The sequence below is a fragment of the Lentzea sp. JNUCC 0626 genome, assembly GCF_043632865.1.
Taxonomy (GTDB): Bacteria; Actinomycetota; Actinomycetes; order Mycobacteriales; family Pseudonocardiaceae; genus Lentzea.
This window is the reverse complement of the sequence record NZ_CP171635.1, coordinates 8,647,979-8,665,520: the sequence shown is the minus strand read 5'-3', so window position 1 is coordinate 8,665,520 and position 17,542 is coordinate 8,647,979. Positions and strand designations below refer to the sequence as shown.

Here is a 17,542-nt window from a genome sequence, read left to right as displayed (position 1 = left end):
CGACCCCCAGGAACACAACCAACCCCGCTGCGAACCGCAACCCCACGAAACGCAAAACGACCCGCCGGAACCCCCGACGGGTCGAACCGCACAAATCAAGAAGCCCAAGGAATGGACCGCCCAGGCGGCGAAGACTCCAACCAGGACAAGAACCCGGTCAAAGCATCCGGCCCCATGGCGATCTCAACCTCACCAGAAGCAGACCGGCACCGAAGCACCGTCGCCCCCACAGGCATCGCATAAGCCTCAGGCCCAGTCGGCTCCCGCCGAGCGTCGATCTCCAGCCCATCCCGAGAGATCAACTCATTGGGCCCGGACCCGAGCGACAACACCCGGAACCACGCGAACGAATCCCCGCGGTAGTGCCCCACGCCCAGATGCCACCCGCGCCCGCGGTCGTCGAACGAGCTGCGCAGGGCGACGTGCACGCCGCCCTCCCGCAACAACCGAATCCGGCGCCAGGCGAAGTAGGCGATGACGATCGCCACCCCAAGAAGGATCAGGCCGGCAATCTCGGTGATCCCCATGGCTGCGGCCTCGTGCCCGGTCTCAGGCCGACTGTTCCACGGCCCGCACGCGCGCTGCCGCACGTGCGCGCTCTGCGTCGTCCGCGTCCTGCAGGGCGGTCCGCGCCGCGTCCACGTCGATCTCGCCCGCGAGCTCGGCGTCCTCGGCGAGAATCGATACGCCGGTGCCGGTCACGGACAGGAAGCCACCGTGCACCGCCGCGGTGACCAGGCCACCGTCGGTCGTGCGCACGCGCACCACTCCACCCTCGACCAGCTGGCCGAGCACGGGCTCGTGACCGGGCAGGATGCCGATCTCGCCCTCGGTGGTCTGCGCCGAAACAGAGGTGGCCTTACCGGACCACAAACGGCGTTCAACGGCGACCAGTTCAACGGTCATCTCGGCCACGCGTATCTCCCTCGTCGTCTGGAGTCGAACTGAAGTCTAAACGGTCGCCTGACAACCTTGCCGCCCCGCCCGGTGTCAGTACGTTCGACGACCGCCGGAAGGGGGGACGTGCAGGACTTCGAAGACTTCGTGGCGTTGCGCTCGCAGGCACTGCTGCGCACCGCCTACCTGCTGTGCGGCGGCGACAGAGGTGCCGCCGAGGACATTCTGCAGGACGTCCTCATGAGCATGTACGGCAAGTGGCGCCGCATCAAAACCTCCCCGGAGGCGTACGCGCGCACCGCGCTGGCCAATTCGGCCGCCAACCGCTGGCGGCGGCGTTCCCGCAGGCCGGAGGCACCGCTGGAACTGGGGGTGGTGCCTGCGGCCCGCGGCCACGAGCAGCAGGTGGTGGACGCGGACAGCGTGGTGCGCGCGTTGGCGCAGTTGCCCACTCGGATGCGCGCGGTGCTGGTGTTGCGGTTCTTCGACGACCTGAGCGAGGCCGAGACGGCACGCGTGCTCGGGTGCAGTGTCGGCACGGTGAAGAGCCAGACCTCGCGCGGCCTCGCCCGCATGCGCGAACTGATGGGTGAGCAGGTGCTGACGTGGAGCTGAAGCAGGCGATGGAGGCCGCGACGGCGGAGTTGGACGTGCGGCCGGGATTCGTGGGGGACGTGATGGCCGGGGGACGGCGAAGGCACACGCGCAAGCTCGTGACGGTGACCGCGGTGGTGGCACTGCTGGCGGGCGCGACGGCCGGGGTGATGGTGACGCGCACAACAGAAACCGAACCGGCCGACGCACGCGTGACGGCGGCGCCGACCGGCCCGTTCGCGGACAACGCCGATCTCCTCGCGACGGCGGCGCACCTGTGGACCGACGCGCAGAAGGAGCCGTGGAAACCGACGGAACCGGTGGCTGAAGTCACATCACCGCCGAACGTGTTCTGGACGGGACAGGCGATGTCCGGACCGGTGGCCCTGGTCGCGCAGGAGATCCGGGTGCGCAACTCCGCGCGGCCCGCGACGCTCGTCGGTCTCGTGGCCGACGGAGCGGTGGTGAGCCGTGAGGTCGTCACCGAGGAGACGAAGAGCCGTGAAGCGGGCCTCTACCGGTTCGGACCCGCGGGCGACCAGTACGTGGTGCTGACGCTCGGCAAGACGGTGTCCTGGTCGTTGAAGGCGGACCGGGGTACCGACCACCGGCTCAGCCGCTTGTGGGCGTCGGCTCCCCACGACGCAGACGGCGCCGTCTACACGGTCGTTCAGCCGTCCGACAGGCCCGTGTTCGTACGCGGCGACTCGGTGCCGAAGTCCGACGACTTCGCGCAGCAGGCGATCCTCGGCTCCGGCTACTACCCGCAGGGCCCGTTCATGCCGCATCCCGGCGTCGGCTGGAACGGCCAGCAGTGCGCGACAGACGGCCCACCGCAGCCGGCCAGCTGGCCGGGCACGAACGTGCCGACGGCACAACAGGAACTCCAGAAGCGCGCCCTGCTCGACTACCTGGTCAGCTGGGACTCGGCCGGCACCTGGAGCGTCTGCGCGTGGCTGCCGGACGGCCGCTACGCGCTGATGTTCGAGGCGTACGGCGAGCTCTACGGCGCGCTGTACCGCCCGGACGGCACGTTTAGCGCGCCCGCGTTCGGCGGCAGGGCCGTCAAGGGGCAGCCGGCGGTGCTGCCGCTCCCGGACGGCCAGGGCACGATCGTCGCCGACTTCAACGGCTACCTCGGCCCCGATGGACGGGAGCACGCCTGGCTGGCCCCGGCGGGCACCAAGGAGGTCACCGTGGTGCAGCAGGGCGCGTCCACCGTGGTCCAGCTGCCCTAGCGGCGCCCGGCTCGTGCCCGGCGTCCAGCCGTGCCACGAATGCCAGACCGGCCCGGCCGCGCAGAGCTTTGAACACCCGAGCGCCGCCGTCCAGCGGTGTCCAGGAACCAGAGCGCCCTGTCTAGCTGTGCCAGGAGCGAACCAGCGCAGCCGTGCCGGGGGCGCCACAGCACACCAGCCCAGCCGTGCCGCGAACACCAGGGCGCCCCTGTCCAGCCCTTCCCAGGACCGGCAGCGCGCCGCCGTTTAGCCGTGCCAGGAGCGCCAGAGCGTTGCGTAGGTGCCGTCTCTGGCCACCAGGTCGTCGTGCGAGCCCAGCTCCACGACGCGGCCCTCGTCGACGACCGCTATCCGGTCAGCGTCACGCGCGGTCTGCAGCCGGTGCGCGATCGCGATCACCGTGCGTCTCTCCCGCACGGCCGCGATCGCGCGCTCGGCGTGCCTGGCCGTCGCCGGGTCCAGCGAGGACGTCGCCTCGTCCAGCACCAGCGTGTGCGGGTCGGCGACCTCGACCCTGGCCAGCGCGAGTTGTTGCGCCTGCGCGGGATCCAGTTCGACGCCGCCTGCTCCGAGCCTTGTCTCCAGGCCCTCGGGTAGCTCGTCGAACCAGCGTGCGCCGACGAGTTGCAACGCCTCCAGCAGGTTCTCGTCGGGGGCGTCCGGTGCTGCCATCGCCAGGTTCTCGCGGACCGTGCCGATGAACACGTGGTGTTCCTGCGTCACCAGGACGATCCGCTGTTCGCCCGCGGCTGTGAGGTCCGCTACCGGCACGCCGCCTACGAGCACCGAGCCCTCGGACGGCCTGTCCACGCCCGCGATCAGCCTGCCGAGCGTCGACTTGCCCGCGCCGGAGACGCCGACGATCGCCAGCCGTTCTCCTTGCTGCACCACGAGATCTACGCCGTGCAGCACCTCGTGGCCGTCCACATAGGAGTAGCGGACGCCGCGCACCTCGATGCGGTCGTCGGCCGGGTCGGGTACCTCCGGCGAGGATTCGCCGTGCGCTCCGATGCCCTCGATCCGCGCGAACGAGGCGCCCGCGCGTTGCAGGAACTCGATCCAGAACATGATGCGTTCCATCGGTTCGACCAGCCGCCACACCCACAGCACCGCCGTGACGACGACCTCGAGCCGCACCCCGTCGTTCGCGTAGAAGAAGCCGCCGACCAGCAGCACGAGGACGGCCGGGACGACGTTCAGGAAGGTGGTGGCGGGGAACAGGACGTTCCGCAGCCGCAACGTGCGCATCCGGGCCCGGAACGCCCGCGCGATGGCGGTGTCCGCGGCCGCGACCATCCTGTCCCGCAGCCCGTACGTCTCGATCGTCCGGCTGCCTTCGCCGACCGCCGCGGAGATCTCGGCGACGTCGCCGTTGGCCTCGCTCTCGACGAGGTAGGCCTCGCGCGCACGGACGAGGTACCAGCGCGTCGCCCACAGCACGAACGGCATGCCGGCCAGCGACACCAGGCCCAGCACGGGATCCAGCCAGAACACCGCCGCGAACACGACGACGAGGTGCACGGCGCCCGTGAGCACCTCGGGCACGCCGTCCCGCAACGCCTGGCCGACCACGCCGACGTCGCTCGTCACGCGGGTGAGCAGGTCGCCGGTGCTCAGCCTGTCGACCACCCGTGCGGGCAACGCCAGCGTCCGCGCCACCGCCTCTTCCCGCAGCGACGCGAGGAACCGCTCGCCGAGCCGCGCCGTCAGCAAAGCGCTGTACCGCACCAACAACAGGTGCGCCAGCGCGGCACCGAGCACGCCGAGCGCGAGCGCGTCCACAGTGGACAGCGTCAGCGTGCCCGCCTCCACGCCGCCGACGATCTTGCCGAGCAGGTAGGGACCGACCAGCGCCGACACGGCCGAGAGCACCGTCATCAGCAGCACCGCGGCCAGCGCGGGCCGTTCGCCCCGCAGCAGCTGCGCCGCCGCCTGCCGCACCTCACGCCGGTCCGCGACCGGGAGCCTGGTGATCATCGGCTCTCCTCCAGCCGCACGACCTGGTCCGCCTGCCCCGCCCACAACGGCGACGACGACACCACGACCGTCGTGCGCCCCGTCCGCCGTTCCCGTACCCGCTTCGCCACCGCCGCCTCGGTGACGGCGTCCAGCGCCGACGTGGGCTCCACCAGCACCAGCAGATCGGGCTCGCTCAGCAACGCCCGCACGAGCCGCAACCGTTGCCGCTGACCGCCGGACACGTTGCGCCCCTGCGATTCCAGGTGCGAGTCGAGCCCGTCCGGCATCGCCTCGACGACGTCGACAGCGGCGGCCGCGTACAGCGCCTCGTCCAGTTCGCGATCGAGGTGCTCCCCCACCGACACGGCCTCGCGCACGGTGCCGGGGAACAGGTAGTCGTCGTTGTCCGCCACCACACCGGGCAGCCGGTCGACCGCCTCCCTGGCCGCCGTCGCGTTGGCCGAGACGACCACCGTCAACGCCCCTGTCTTCACGTCCAGCGGCCCGGGATCGTCGCTCTTCTCGTCCGGCTGCAACCGCAGCACGTCGATCACCCGCCGCGCCGACACCAGCGCACGAGGAATCGCGTCCGCACCCTCCATGAAGAACGCCACGGGCACCGTCAACGTCGTGACGTACAGGTAGACCGCGAGCATCTCCTCGATCGTGATCGCCCCGGACACCACCATCCGCGCCACGATCCACGTGACCACGGCGAGGAACACCGCGGGCAGCCCCCACGTCACCGCCTGCACCCAACTGAGCCAGGACGACACCCGGTACCCGTCCCGCAGCACCTCGCGCGACATCCCGCGAAACCGCGCCTCGAACGCGGGCTTCCCGCCGATGCCGGACAACACCCGCAGCCCACCGACGATGTCCCCGGCCCGAGCGCTCAGCTCCCCCTGCCGGTCCCGGTACCCGGCCTCCACCTCGTGCAGCCGCTTCAGCACCGGCCCGGTGACCAGCGCGAGCACCGGCACCCCGAGCAACACCACCACGGCGACCAACGGCGAGATCCGCACCAGCAACACCGCGGTGGCCGCGTACGCGATCACCGCCCCCACCCCGGGCCCGGTGCTGGTCAACGCGTGCGCCAACCGCGCCGTGTCACCGTTCTGCAGGTACGTGAGCTCCCCTGTGGACAGCTTCCGCCGCACCACCCCGCCCAACCGGGTGACGTGCCGCACCACGATCTGCGCCGTCCGCAACGCGGCGTCGGTCCGCACCAACGTCATCGTCCGGTGCCGAGCGATGAACACCAACGCGAGCCCGACACCCACCAGCACCAAGGCCCCGCACCACCACACCAGAGCCACCCGGTCGCCACCCCGCAACCCGTCCTCGACGGCCCGCGAGATCAAGTACGGCGGCACCATGAGCCCGCACATGGACAACGAGCCCCACCACGCCCCGGCGAGCACCCGCCCGCGCTGCACGCGCACGAGCCACCACAGGTACCACCAGGGCGAGCGCAGATCCGGATTCCCGGGATCGGCGTGAGGAACGTGTCGGGCCATACCCCGACCTTGCCATCACTCAGCAGCCGCCACGACCGATTTCGCCTTCAGGCTAATCGCACCAACGGCCGTAGCGCCCAACGCCGCGATGAACGCAAACGCGTAGAAGCCCCACGGATGCGCCAGTCCAGCCGTGAGCAACGCACCGCCCAACAACGGCCCACTAATAGCGCCCAACCGCCCCACCCCAGCGGCCCACCCGATGCCGGTGGCCCGGTTCTCCTCGTAGACCCGCCCGGCAAAGGCGTAAACGAGCACCTGAGCGCTGAACACGAAGCACCCGGCCAAGAACACGGCGACGTAAACCCCCACCCCGGGCAACTTGACGCTCAACAGCGCCAAGAACACCACGGCCCCGGCGAACCACCCGACGGCCGCAGGCCGGACTCCGATCTTGTCCGCCACCGCACCGGCGATGAGAAGTCCAACCACAGCACCGATGTTGAGCGTCAGCAGCAACGCCAACGCCGTCCCGAGCTCGTACCCGGCACTGCGCATGATCTGCGGCAGCCAGGTGTTCAGCCCGTACACCAACAACAACCCCATGAACGAGGCGACCCAAAAGGCCACAGTGGCCTTCCGCAACCCGGGCCGGAACAACGACCCGACAGCCTCCAACGCGGGCGCCGTCCGCACCACGGTCTCCGGCAAGTGCTTGACCATCAACGGAATCAGCACCAGAGCGGGCAAGCCCCCACCACGAACAGCGCGCGCCACCCCCACTCCGGAATGAGCACGATCCCCAGCAACGCCGTGATGACAGCACCCACGTGGTACCCGGTCATGATCAGCGTGGTGGCCCGCCCACCCCGCTGGGGCTGAGCCTCGTTGACCAACGCGATGGCCGTGGGCAGACACCCGCCAAGCCCAAGCCCCGCGAGGAACCTGAGCACCCCGAACGTCATCGCGTCCGGCGCGAACGCACACGCCAGCGTGAACACCGAGAACCCGGCCACCGCAAAGATCATCACCTTGCGCCGCCCGATGACGTCGGTGATGGTCCCGATGACCAGCGCACCGATCATCATCCCGACCAGCCCGGCCGTGGACACGGCACTGGCGGAGGCGGTGGTGAGCAGCTTCTCCTGCAACAGCACGGGAATCACCGTGCCGAGCACCACCAGATCAAAGCCGTCCAGCAGAACCGCGGTCCAACAGAGCGGCAGCACCCACTTGTTCACGCGCACTCTCCTCGTCGAGGTGATGCCGTGCATCGTGGGCCTTCAGGCCGGGCAGCGGGGAGCCCGGTTTCCACTCAACGGAAAGCTGTCGAGCACCGACAGGTGCGGGACGACACGCCGAACGCCGAAGGGCCGTCCCTCCACAAAGGAGGAACGGCCCTTCGAAAAGCTGGAAACCTCAGTTACCGGCCAGCTTCTTGGCGTTGGCCTCGACGTCGTCCAACCCGCCGCAGGAGAAGAACGCCTGCTCCGGGAAGTGGTCGAACTCGCCCTTGCAGACGCGGTCGAACGCCTCGACGGTGTCCTTGATCGGCACGAACGAGCCGACCTGACCGGTGAACTTCTCCGCGACGAAGAAGTTCTGGCCGAGGAAGCGCTCGAGACGACGCGCACGACCGACGAGGACCTTGTCCTCCTCGGAGAGCTCGTCCATACCGAGGATGGCGATGATGTCCTGCAGCTCCTTGTACTTCTGCAGGATCCGCTTCACCTCCTGGGCCACCCGGTAGTGCTCCTCGCCGACGATCGACGGCTCGAGGATTCGAGACGACGACGACAGCGGGTCGACGGCCGGGTAGATGCCCTTCTGGGAGATCGGACGGGAAAGCTCCGTCGTCGCGTCCAGGTGAGCGAAGGTGGTCGCCGGGGCGGGGTCGGTGTAGTCGTCCGCGGGCACGTAAATGGCCTGCAGCGAGGTGATCGACTTACCGCGCGTCGAGGTGATGCGCTCCTGGAGCTCACCCATCTCGTCGGCCAGCGTCGGCTGGTAACCCACGGCGGAAGGCATGCGGCCCAGCAGGGTCGACACCTCGGAACCGGCCTGGGTGAAGCGGAAGATGTTGTCGATGAAGAGCAGCACGTCCTGGTTCTGCACGTCGCGGAAGTACTCCGCCATCGTGAGAGCGGACAGCGCGACGCGCATACGCGTGCCGGGCGGCTCGTCCATCTGACCGAAGACGAGGGCGGTGTCCTGGAGGACCTCCATCTCCTCCATCTCGAGGAGGAGGTCGGTGCCCTCACGGGTGCGCTCACCGACGCCGGCGAAGACCGAGGTGCCGGAGAACTCACGCGCGATACGCGTGATCATCTCCTGGATCAGAACGGTCTTGCCGACACCCGCGCCGCCGAACAGGCCGATCTTGCCGCCCTTGACGTACGGGGTGAGGAGGTCGATGACCTTGACGCCCGTTTCCAGGATCTCGGTCTTGCCCTCGAGCTGGTCGAACGACGGCGCCTTGCGGTGGATGCCCCACTGCTCGCCGTCGCGGCCGAGGCCGGGCTGGTCGAGGCAGTCGCCGAGGGCGTTGAAGACGTGGCCCTTGACGATGTCGCCGACGGGCACCGAGATCGCGGCGCCGGTGTCGGAGACGACAGCGCCGCGGACCAGGCCGTCGGTCGGCTGCATCGAGATGGTGCGGACGAGGTTGTCGCCGAGGTGCTGCGCGACCTCGAGGGTCAGCGTCTTGGCGACGGCCTCGAACGTGATCTCCACGTTCAGGGCGTTGAACAGCTCGGGCACGGCGTCGCGCGGGAACTCCACGTCGACGACCGCACCGATCACCCGGACCACACGGCCGGTGCGGGTGGTGGTGGCAGTAGCACTCATGTCACTCATCACTTCCTGCGCCACCGGTAAGCGCGGCAGCGCCACCGACGATCTCGCTGATCTCCTGGGTGATCTGGGCCTGACGGGCCGAGTTCGCCGCCCGGCTGAGGTTCCGGACCAGCTCCGTCGCGTTGTCCGTCGCGGCCTTCATGGCCGTACGACGGGCAGCAGACTCCGAAGCCGCCGCCTCCAGCATGGCGGAGAACAGGCGAGTCTTCACGTACTTGGGGAGCATCGCACCGAGAAGTGCCTCGGCGCTGGGCTCGAAGTCGTACACCGCGCGCGGCCCCTTCGGGGTCTCACCGGTGTACTCGACCTCCATCGGAGCGATCCGGCGGGCGGTCGGCGTCTGGACCAGCATGGACTTGAACTCGGTGTACACGATGTGGATCTCGTCCACACCCTGCGCACCGTTCTCCGTGCCCTCCTGGAACGCCTCCACCAGCGTGTCACCGGCCTCGACGGCGTTGACGTAGTGCGGGGTCTGCGAGAACCCGCTCCACGAACCGGTGACCTCGCGGCGACGGAACTGGTAGTAGCCCTGGCCCTTGCGGCCGGTCACGTACAGCACCGGCTCCTTGCCCTCGGACCGGAGCAGCTGCAGCAGCTGCTCGGCGGCCTTGAGGACGTTGGCGTTGTAGCCACCGCACATGCCCTTGTCACTGGTCACGACCAGGACAGCGGCGCGCTTCGGGTTCGCGCGCTCGGTGAGCAGCGGGTGGTCGAGGTTCGCCGAGGCCTCGGCCAACGCGGAGAGCACGTTCGTGATCTCGTCCGCGTACGGCCGGGAGGCCGCGACCCTGGTCTGCGCCTTCGCGAGGCGAGACGTCGCGATGAGCTCGTAGGCCTTCGTGATCTTCTTGGTCGAGTTGACCGTTCGGATCCGTTGGCGGAGCTCCCGAATCTGTGCGCCCATGGCTCAGATCACTTCTTGGTCGGCTCGGGCTTGTTGACCTTCACCGACTCCTGGCCGACCTTGTCGGCGTCGAGCGCCTTCGCGGGGGCCTCGTTGACGATGGTCGAGCCGTCGGAAGCGGTGAACTGCTTCTTGAACTCCTTGACCGCGTCGACAACGCGCTTCTGAGCGTCGTCACCGAACTGCTTGGTCTCGACGATCGAGCCCAGCAGGTCGGCGTGGTTGCGGCGCAGCGAGTCCTTGAAGTCGGCCACGAAGCGACGGATGTCGGCGACGGGGACGTCGTCCAGGTGGCCCTTGGTCGCGGCGAAGATCTCGACGACCTGCTCCTCGACGGGGACCGGCGAGTACTGGCCCTGCTTGAGCAGCTCGACCAGACGGGCACCGCGGTCCAGCTGGGCGCGCGAGGCGGCGTCGAGGTCGGACGCGAACGCGGAGAAGGCCTCCAGCTCGCGGAACTGCGACAGGTCGAGACGCAGCGAGCCCGCGACCGACTTCATCGCCTTGATCTGCGCGGCACCACCGACGCGGGAGACCGAGATACCCACGTTGACGGCCGGGCGGACACCGGCGTTGAACAGGTCGGACTCGAGGAAGCACTGACCGTCGGTGATCGAGATGACGTTGGTCGGGATGTACGCCGACACGTCGTTCGCCTTGGTCTCGATGATCGGGAGACCCGTCATCGAACCGCCGCCGAGCTCGTCCGACAGCTTCGCGCAACGCTCGAGGAGACGCGAGTGCAAGTAGAAGACGTCGCCGGGGTAGGCCTCGCGGCCCGGCGGGCGACGCAGCAGCAGCGAGATGGCGCGGTACGCCTCGGCCTGCTTGGTCAGGTCGTCGAAGATGATGAGGACGTGCTTGCCCTCGAACATCCAGTGCTGGCCGATGGCGGAGCCGGTGTACGGCGCCAGCCACTTGAAGCCGGCCGAGTCGGAAGCCGGGGCGGCGATGATCGTCGTGTACTCGAGCGCGCCCGCCTCCTCCAGCGCGGTCTTGACGCCCGCGATGGTGGAGCCCTTCTGGCCGATGGCGACGTACACGCAGCGGACCTGCTGCTTGGGGTCGCCCGACTCCCAGGCCTTCTTCTGGTTGATGATCGTGTCGATGCAGACCGCGGTCTTGCCGGTCTTGCGGTCACCGATGATCAACTGACGCTGGCCGCGGCCGATCGGGGTCATCGCGTCGATGGCCTTGATGCCGGTCTGCATCGGCTCGGACACCGGCTGGCGCTGCAGCACGGTGGCGGCCTGCAGCTCCAGCGCGCGGTTGTCGTCGGCGACGATGTCACCGAGGCCGTCGATCGGCTGGCCCAGCGGGTTGACGACGCGGCCGAGGAAGCCGTCGCCGACCGGAACCGAGAGGACCTTGCCGGTCCGGCGGACTTCCTGGCCCTCTTCGATCTTGTCGAAGTCACCGAGGATGACCGCACCGATGTTGCGGACCTCGAGGTTCAGCGCGACGCCGAGGACGCCGCCGGGGAACTCGAGAAGCTCGTTGGTCATCGTGCCCGGAAGGCCCTCGACGATGGCGATGCCGTCGTAGGTCTCGGAGACGGTACCGACCTCTTCCCGGCTGACCTCCGGGGAGTAGCTCTCGACGTACTTCTCGATCGCACTGCGGATCTCGTCCGACGAGATCGTCAGCTCCGCCATGTCGTTCCTGCTCTCACTTCTTCGTACTTGGGAAAGGGCTCGGGGGCTAGCTGGCGAGATTGCGGCGCAGTGCCGCCAACCGGCCGGCGATGCTTCCGTCGATGATCTCGTCGCCGATCTTGATCGAGAGGCCGCCGCCCAGCGAGGGGTCGACCTCCACGTGCAGCGCGATCGGGCGCGAGTAGATCGTGGTCAGCGTCGCGGTCAAGCGGTCGACCTGCTCTGCCGTCAGCTCCACAGCGGACTTCACGTGCGCGACGGAACGCTGACGGCGCTTGGCAGCCAGGTCGGCGAGCTCGGAGAGCCCGTCCGCCACGCGCACTCCGCGCGGGTTGCTGATCAGCTGGTCCACCAGGGACTTGGTGACCGGGCTGACCTTCCCCTGGATCAGGGAGTCGACCAGGGCGACCTTGCCGGCGTTGTCACCAGCGGGGTCCGCCAGCAGCAGTTCGAGCTCGTTCGAGCCGGCAACGATGCGACCGAGCCGGAACAGTTCGTCCTCGGTGGAGTCGAGCTGACCGTCACGCTCCGCGCGCACCAGCAGCGCGGTGCGGGCGAGCGACTCGACGCCGTCCACGAGCTCGCGCGGGCTGGACCAGCGCGCGGTCACGACGGCGACCAGGACCTGCAGGGTCTCCTCGCCGACCTTGCCCGAGAACAGGCCGCGCAGCAGCTGCTCGCGACCGGAGGCCTCGGACGAGGCGTCGGCGAGAGCGCCGCGCAGCGTCCGCTGCTCGATCAGCAGGCCGAGCACGGCGAAGAGCTCCTCGCCGAGCTTGGCGAGGTCGTCCGTCGACGTGGTGGCGTCGGCCAGCTCCAGCAGCCGCAGTTCAGCGGCTGCCAGAGCTTCACGACTTGCGGCGTGCAACGTCATCGGCAGCCTCTACTTGCTCGCGGGCGCCGCGACGGCGTCCAGCTCGTTGAGGAAGCGGTCGACGGTGCCGCGGCGGCGGGAGTCGTCCTCGAGGGACTCGCCCACGACCTTGCTCGCCAGTTCGACGGCGGTGCGGCCGAGGTCGGCACGCAGTTCCGCGACGATCTGGGCGCGCTGAGCGTCCAGCTGGTGCTGGCCCTGCGCGACGATGCGCGCGGACTCGGCCTGCGCCTGCTCACGCAGCTCCTCGACGATCTGCAGGCCCTCGGCCCGAGCGTCGTCGCGGATGCGGGCGGCCTCGGCGCGAGCCTCGGCCAGCTGCTCCTTGTACTGCTCAAGAGTGCGCTGAGCTTCGGCCTGAGCCTGCTCCGCCTTCTCGATGCCACCCTCGATCTTGGCCGTCCGCTCCTCGTACAACGCCTCGAAGCGCGGTGACACGAACTTCTTGATGACGAAGAGGAGGAGCAGGAACGCGACGAGACCGAGGATGATCTCCGAGGTGTGCGGCAGGACCGGGTTGACCGGACCTTCCGCTGCCAGGATGAGGGTGTCCATCACGGTTTCTCCTAACGCGGTGAAGGGTTAGGTCAGGCCGCGGTCGCGATGAAGTACACGACGAAGCCGATCAGCGCGAGGACCTCGACGATGGCGAAGGTGGTCCACGCAAGGCTGAGCAGGACGCCGCGGGCCTCGGGCTGGCGGGCGGTGCCGCTGATGACCGAGGAGAAGATCAGACCCACGCCGATGCCGGGGCCAATGGCCGCGAGACCGTAACCGATGGCCGCGAGACCCGGGTTGATGGAGCCGGCGTCCTGGGCAATCTGGAGAGCGCTCACTGTTGCTGTTCCCTTTCCAACTCGGTCCGCGAGAGTTCGCGGATCGGAGGCTTTGTGCTGTTACTCAGTGCTCTTCTGCCAGCGCCATGCCGATGTAGCTGGCAGACAGCAGCGCGAAGATGTAGGCCTGGAGGCACATGATCAGCGCTTCCAGGAAGGTCAGCGCGATGGCGAAGGCGAAGGACACCGGCGCCACGATGACGGTCAGCCCGCCATTGAGCAGCAGGAACTCACCGGCCAGGGTGAACACCAGCAGCAGGAGGTGACCCGCGAACATGGCCGCGAAAACTCGGATCGCCAGCGTGAGCGGGTTGAGGATGAACTTCTGGAAGAACTCGATCGGGATCAGCAGCGGGAGCACGAACCACGGCGCGCCCGGCGGAATCGTCTGGTGCTTCAAGTAGCCCGTGAAGCCGTGCCGCTTGAACCCGACGAAGTGGTACACCGGGTAAACGACGAGCAGCGAAACCGCGAGCGGGAAGCCGATGTGCGACATCGTCGGGAACTGAATGATCGGGATGAGCCCGAACAGGTTGTTCACCAGGACGAAGGTGAAGATCGTGAGAATCAGCGGGATGAAGGGCTTGAAGTCCTTCGCGCCGATCTGCTCCCTGGCGATGTTGTTGCGCCCGAAGTCGTAAACCGACTCGGCGGCGAACTGGAACTTGCCGGGGATGAGCTTCATGTTGCGTGTCGCGGCGACGAAGAACACGCCGATGATCACGATCGACAGCACCAGCAGGACCATCGGCTTCGTGACCGAGCCGAAGATCGGCGGGAGGAAGAAGTCCTTCACACCGGGAGCGACGAACTCGCCCCCCGAAGCCAGCAACTTGGTCACTGTGTTCCTTCCGGTTCTCCCGGCCGGCGTTCACTCCGCCGGGGGAATCGTCACGATCTGGACTTAACGTACCTTACGGTTCGCAAGCGACTACCAGAGGCACCCATTCGATCGGGTGTCCCTGGTCACGCGGACCATATCAGCAGGTCTAGGCGCCTTCGGAGGCGGGGACCACCATCTGACTACGGCTCCGCTTGGAGGCTCTGGCCTCCAGGAACGACGTCACGAGCACCGTCGCCACCAGGGTGATTCCGAGCGCCTTGGGTTCGAGCCACGACTGGTTGCGCAGCAGGATCACCGCCAGTAGCAGGACCATCAGCTTGCCCATGAATCCGCCGAGTGCGGCGACCATCACGAACATCGGATCCATGGCCGCCGTCTTGCGCATCAAGAACAGCGTGGCAAGGCTCGAAACGATGGCGATGGCACCACCGATCAATGACCCGAAGAGACCAGCGGTCCCCCAGATCACAGTTGACACGGCCACGCCGAGGACAAACGTGCCGAGCGCGGCCCACGCGGCCGCTCGGAACATTTCCCCGGCGAGCCGCTGGACGACCAGCTCGTGCGTGACGGCCTTGTCCGCGTCGCTCATGTCCCGAAGTGTAGGAACTGCCATATGAGACCTTGCGGGCAGCCCCTGATTAACGACGGTTAAGCGGCCCCAAACAAGATGGCGTACCAATTTCCCGGCCGCACAGGATCTGCTCGTCGAGCTCCGCCAGCCGCTGTCCGGGCCGGACTCCCAGTTCGTCGGCGAACATCCGGTGAACAACTCGGTGGATCTGCAGGGCGTCCGCAGAACGCCCTCCCCGGTGCAGCGCGAGCATCAGGAACTCCGCGAACCGCTCGCGCAACGGGTGCTTTCGGTTCAACGCGCGCAGTTCGGGGACCAGTTCGCGATGCGCGCCGAGCCCGATCCTGCGCTCGACGGCGACGACTCGTTCCTCGTCCAGCCGGTCGGCCTCGAACCGCATCGCCTCCGACGTCACGTCGGCGAGCGCCGGGCCGCGCCACAACGACAACGCCTCGCGCACGTGGCCGAACTCGGTCTGGGCGTCGGGGTCGCGGCGCGCTGCCGAGCCGCGGAGACCTGGAGCGTGGAGTTCGCCCGCGCCGGCGGCTCGTCCCAGACCTGGTGGACGAGGTCGTGCTGCGACACCGGTCTTCCCGCGTGCGGCAGGAGGGCGGCGAACAGGCAACGCAGCTTGGACTACAGCGCGGTGTCGCCCACGAAGGCGTGGGACACCGGTCGCGTCTGGAACGTGCCGGTCGGCCGCGACTACGCCGACGGCCAGCAGCACTGCGCCGAGGGGTGGTCACTGCAGGACGACGGCACGTTCAAATTGCTTGGACGTCCGTGCGTGGAGAACCCGATCTGACGTTGATGCGTCAGGACTTCCTGGCGTCCCGCAGCCTGGGAATCACCGAGACCACGAACGTCACGATCAGCCCGATGACGAAGCACGTGGCCACGATGATCGGGTCGAACAGCGTGAGGGCCACGGCACCGAACGCCAGAACGCCGGCCCACAAGTAGATGAGCAGCACGGCACGGCGTTGCGAGTGGCCGATCTCCAGCAGCCGGTGGTGCAGGTGCATCTTGTCCGGCGAGAACGGGCTCTCGCCGCGCCTGGTGCGGCGGATGATCGCCATCAGCAGGTCGAGCAGCGGCACGAACAGCACGGCGGCGACCACGATCAGCGGCGAGAGCAGACCGAGCAGGTCGGCCGCGCTGCCGGTGGCCTGGTTGATCTTGCCGGACGCGCTGGTGGTGGCGGCGGCGAGCATGAGGCCGATGAGCATGGAGCCCGAGTCGCCCATGAAGATGCGCGCGGGGTTGAAGTTGTGCGGCAGGAAGCCGAGGCAGGCGCCCGCGAGCACGGCGGCGATCAGGGCGGGCGGGTAGGCCTCGACGGCGCCCTGGCGTTCGACGAGCAGGCCGATCGAGAACACGGCCGTCGCGGCGGCGGCGATGAGGCCGATGCCGGCGGCGAGTCCGTCGAGGCCGTCGACGAAGTTCATCGCGTTGATCATGGTGACCGCGAGCAGCACGGTCAGCAGCGCGCCCTGGTTCTGGTCGAGCGAGATGGTCGCGCCGCCGTCCCACGGCACCCACGCGATCATCCACTGCAGGCCGAACAGCACGAGGATGCCCGCAGCGGTGACCTGGCCGGCGAGCTTGGTGAGCGAGTCGAGCTCGAACCTGTCGTCGATCGCGCCCACGAGCACGATGACGCCGCCCGCGACGATGACGCCCCACGGGTCGTTGGAGAAGTCGAACGCCGCCCGCAGCACCGGCAACTGGTGCGCCACGAACATGCCGCACAGCACGCCGCCGTAGATGGCGACACCACCCATGCGCGGCATCGGCTGCACGTGCACGTCCCGTTGCCGCGGATAGGCCACTGCCCCGAGCCGGAACGCCATGGCGCGCACCAGACCCACGAGCAGGAACGTCACGACGGCAGCGATCAACGCGACGAGCAGGTACTCGCGCACGGGGAGGACGAACGAGGATGCGGGCCCCACGGGCCTACCAATCAATCGGGAATGTTCGGGGTGGTCGCCACGGTACTCGCGGCGACCATGATCAATTCTGGCAGCCGCCCGCTACCGCGCGATCTCGACCTCGACGCCGAGCACCTCGTCGACGTCGGCCTTGCTCACCGCGCCCTCGCGCAGGATCAGCGCGTCCGGCCCGGTGAGGTCGACGATCGTCGAGGCGATGTTCTCCCCGCTCAGTCCACCGTCGAGGTACACGGGCACGGCGTCGCCGAGCTGGTCGCGTGCCTCCTGCGCACTGGACGCGGGCGCGTGCCCGGTCCGGTTCGCACTCGACACGGCCATCGGACCGACGTCCCTGAGGAGTTCCAGCGCGACCGGGTGCAACGGCATGCGCAACATGACCGTGCCGCGCGTCTGCCCCAGATCCCACGCCAGGCTCGGCGCGTGCGGCAGCACGATGCTCAACCCACCGGGCCAGAACGCCTCGATGAGAGCCCGCGCCTGCCGGGGCACGCTCAGCACCAGCCCGTCGATCGTGGTCCAGGACCCGACCAGCACCGGCACGGGCATGTCGGGCCCGCGCCCCTTGGCGTCGAGAAGACTCCGGACGGCTTCCGCGTCGAACGCGTCGCAGCCGATCCCGTAGACGGTGTCGGTGGGCAGGACGACGAGGCGTCCGCTTCGCACCGCACCGGCGGCAGCGGCGAGTCCCGCCGCGCGGTTGCCCGGTTCGCTGCAGTCGTAGACCGTGCTCACCTCGGTGAGCCTAGCCATCCAGCCCGATCGGGTGACGCAAGGCCCGCCCTAACCGCGCCTGGGGTGCCCGACCTGTGCCTCGATTCTCACTTTGCGCAGTTGCGGCCAGCCTGACCAGGGACTGTTTGAGCCCGTGAGTTGTAAGTAGTTCAACGCATCCC

At 68.5% G+C, this 17,542-nt stretch carries 18 protein-coding genes and 1 pseudogene; 3 read left to right on the top strand and 16 right to left on the bottom strand.

Annotation, left to right across the window (positions count from 1 at the left end; all coding sequences use genetic code 11):
• Nucleotides 1–95 precede the first annotated feature (95 nt).
• Nucleotides 96–527: a DUF2550 domain-containing protein gene (locus JNUCC0626_RS40565; protein WP_382445019.1), complete on the bottom strand. Its 432-nt coding sequence runs from the start codon at nucleotides 525–527 to the stop codon at nucleotides 96–98.
• Between the two features lie 22 nt (nucleotides 528–549).
• The gene (locus tag JNUCC0626_RS40560; protein WP_089921576.1) at nucleotides 550–915 is read right to left on the bottom strand and encodes a F0F1 ATP synthase subunit epsilon; all 366 of its coding nucleotides are present in this window, start codon (nucleotides 913–915) and stop codon (nucleotides 550–552) included.
• A 108-nt stretch (nucleotides 916–1,023) separates the two neighbouring features.
• Between JNUCC0626_RS40560 and JNUCC0626_RS40555 the strand changes: the two genes are divergently transcribed.
• Both JNUCC0626_RS40555 and JNUCC0626_RS40550 read left to right on the top strand, forming a co-directional pair.
• Nucleotides 1,024–1,512: a SigE family RNA polymerase sigma factor gene (locus JNUCC0626_RS40555; protein ID WP_394615952.1), complete on the top strand. Its 489-nt coding sequence runs from the start codon at nucleotides 1,024–1,026 to the stop codon at nucleotides 1,510–1,512.
• A complete protein-coding gene (locus JNUCC0626_RS40550) occupies nucleotides 1,503–2,729 on the top strand; it encodes a hypothetical protein (protein WP_394615951.1) in 1,227 nt (408 codons plus the stop codon). Before JNUCC0626_RS40555 ends, JNUCC0626_RS40550 begins: the two co-directional genes overlap by 10 nt.
• 246 nt (nucleotides 2,730–2,975) lie before the next feature.
• Here JNUCC0626_RS40550 and JNUCC0626_RS40545 read toward each other — a convergent pair whose 3' ends face one another.
• From JNUCC0626_RS40545 to JNUCC0626_RS40490, 12 genes and pseudogenes are all read right to left on the bottom strand, one after another.
• Nucleotides 2,976–4,706 (bottom strand): ABC transporter ATP-binding protein, encoded by a 1,731-nt coding sequence (locus JNUCC0626_RS40545; protein WP_394615950.1) that lies wholly within the window; start codon nucleotides 4,704–4,706, stop codon nucleotides 2,976–2,978.
• Complete coding sequence (locus tag JNUCC0626_RS40540) at nucleotides 4,703–6,208, bottom strand: ABC transporter transmembrane domain-containing protein (RefSeq protein WP_394615949.1); 1,506 nt, start codon at nucleotides 6,206–6,208, stop codon at nucleotides 4,703–4,705. The genes JNUCC0626_RS40545 and JNUCC0626_RS40540 overlap by 4 nt, the downstream gene beginning before the upstream one ends.
• Before the next feature lie 15 nt (nucleotides 6,209–6,223).
• Nucleotides 6,224–7,422, bottom strand: a pseudogene (locus JNUCC0626_RS40535) (MFS transporter).
• Nucleotides 7,423–7,567: 145 nt separating this feature from the next.
• Entirely contained in the window at nucleotides 7,568–9,004 is a 1,437-nt protein-coding gene (gene atpD, locus JNUCC0626_RS40530) for a F0F1 ATP synthase subunit beta (RefSeq protein ID WP_394615948.1), read from the bottom strand.
• Entirely contained in the window at nucleotides 8,997–9,911 is a 915-nt protein-coding gene (locus tag JNUCC0626_RS40525; protein ID WP_394615947.1) for a F0F1 ATP synthase subunit gamma, read from the bottom strand. Before JNUCC0626_RS40525 ends, atpD begins: the two co-directional genes overlap by 8 nt.
• An 8-nt stretch (nucleotides 9,912–9,919) precedes the next feature.
• Nucleotides 9,920–11,566, bottom strand: coding sequence for a F0F1 ATP synthase subunit alpha (atpA, locus tag JNUCC0626_RS40520; protein WP_394615946.1), 1,647 nt, complete (start codon nucleotides 11,564–11,566; stop codon nucleotides 9,920–9,922).
• A 46-nt stretch (nucleotides 11,567–11,612) separates the two neighbouring features.
• Nucleotides 11,613–12,446: a F0F1 ATP synthase subunit delta gene (locus JNUCC0626_RS40515; RefSeq protein WP_394622205.1), complete on the bottom strand. Its 834-nt coding sequence runs from the start codon at nucleotides 12,444–12,446 to the stop codon at nucleotides 11,613–11,615.
• A 3-nt stretch (nucleotides 12,447–12,449) separates the two neighbouring features.
• The gene (locus tag JNUCC0626_RS40510; protein WP_394615945.1) at nucleotides 12,450–12,995 is read right to left on the bottom strand and encodes a F0F1 ATP synthase subunit B; all 546 of its coding nucleotides are present in this window, start codon (nucleotides 12,993–12,995) and stop codon (nucleotides 12,450–12,452) included.
• Between the two features lie 32 nt (nucleotides 12,996–13,027).
• Nucleotides 13,028–13,276: an ATP F0F1 synthase subunit C gene (locus JNUCC0626_RS40505; RefSeq protein WP_285646519.1), complete on the bottom strand. Its 249-nt coding sequence runs from the start codon at nucleotides 13,274–13,276 to the stop codon at nucleotides 13,028–13,030.
• 64 nt (nucleotides 13,277–13,340) lie between these two features.
• Nucleotides 13,341–14,117 carry a F0F1 ATP synthase subunit A gene (gene atpB, locus JNUCC0626_RS40500; protein ID WP_394615944.1) on the bottom strand — a complete coding sequence of 259 codons (777 nt, stop codon included), beginning with the start codon at nucleotides 14,115–14,117 and terminating at the stop codon, nucleotides 13,341–13,343.
• Between the two features lie 148 nt (nucleotides 14,118–14,265).
• Nucleotides 14,266–14,712: a hypothetical protein gene (locus tag JNUCC0626_RS40495; protein ID WP_394615943.1), complete on the bottom strand. Its 447-nt coding sequence runs from the start codon at nucleotides 14,710–14,712 to the stop codon at nucleotides 14,266–14,268.
• Between the two features lie 49 nt (nucleotides 14,713–14,761).
• Complete coding sequence (locus JNUCC0626_RS40490; RefSeq protein WP_394615942.1) at nucleotides 14,762–15,154, bottom strand: AfsR/SARP family transcriptional regulator; 393 nt, start codon at nucleotides 15,152–15,154, stop codon at nucleotides 14,762–14,764.
• Here JNUCC0626_RS40490 and JNUCC0626_RS40485 point away from each other — a divergent pair, their 5' ends adjacent.
• On the top strand, nucleotides 15,155–15,499 hold the full coding sequence (locus JNUCC0626_RS40485; protein ID WP_394615941.1) for a hypothetical protein: 345 nt from the start codon (nucleotides 15,155–15,157) through the stop codon (nucleotides 15,497–15,499).
• Nucleotides 15,500–15,509: 10 nt separating this feature from the next.
• Here the strand turns inward: JNUCC0626_RS40485 and JNUCC0626_RS40480 are convergent, their stop codons facing one another.
• Nucleotides 15,510–16,649: a glycosyltransferase family 4 protein gene (locus JNUCC0626_RS40480; RefSeq protein WP_394615940.1), complete on the bottom strand. Its 1,140-nt coding sequence runs from the start codon at nucleotides 16,647–16,649 to the stop codon at nucleotides 15,510–15,512.
• Between the two features lie 81 nt (nucleotides 16,650–16,730).
• Nucleotides 16,731–17,381: an L-threonylcarbamoyladenylate synthase gene (locus tag JNUCC0626_RS40475; protein WP_394615939.1), complete on the bottom strand. Its 651-nt coding sequence runs from the start codon at nucleotides 17,379–17,381 to the stop codon at nucleotides 16,731–16,733.
• Between the last annotated feature and the right edge of the window lie 161 nt (nucleotides 17,382–17,542).

Coding starts and splice junctions, on each gene's coding strand:
- JNUCC0626_RS40495 (WP_394615943.1), bottom strand. CDS start 14,712: ATGAGCGACGCGGACAAGGCCGTCACGCACGAGCTGGTCGTCCAGCGG.
- JNUCC0626_RS40510 (WP_394615945.1), bottom strand. CDS start 12,995: ATGGACACCCTCATCCTGGCAGCGGAAGGTCCGGTCAACCCGGTCCTG.
- JNUCC0626_RS40545 (WP_394615950.1), bottom strand. CDS start 4,706: ATGATCACCAGGCTCCCGGTCGCGGACCGGCGTGAGGTGCGGCAGGCG.
- JNUCC0626_RS40525 (WP_394615947.1), bottom strand. CDS start 9,911: ATGGGCGCACAGATTCGGGAGCTCCGCCAACGGATCCGAACGGTCAAC.
- atpA (WP_394615946.1), bottom strand. CDS start 11,566: ATGGCGGAGCTGACGATCTCGTCGGACGAGATCCGCAGTGCGATCGAG.
- JNUCC0626_RS40565 (WP_382445019.1), bottom strand. CDS start 527: ATGGGGATCACCGAGATTGCCGGCCTGATCCTTCTTGGGGTGGCGATC.
- JNUCC0626_RS40540 (WP_394615949.1), bottom strand. CDS start 6,208: ATGGCCCGACACGTTCCTCACGCCGATCCCGGGAATCCGGATCTGCGC.
- atpD (WP_394615948.1), bottom strand. CDS start 9,004: ATGAGTGACATGAGTGCTACTGCCACCACCACCCGCACCGGCCGTGTG.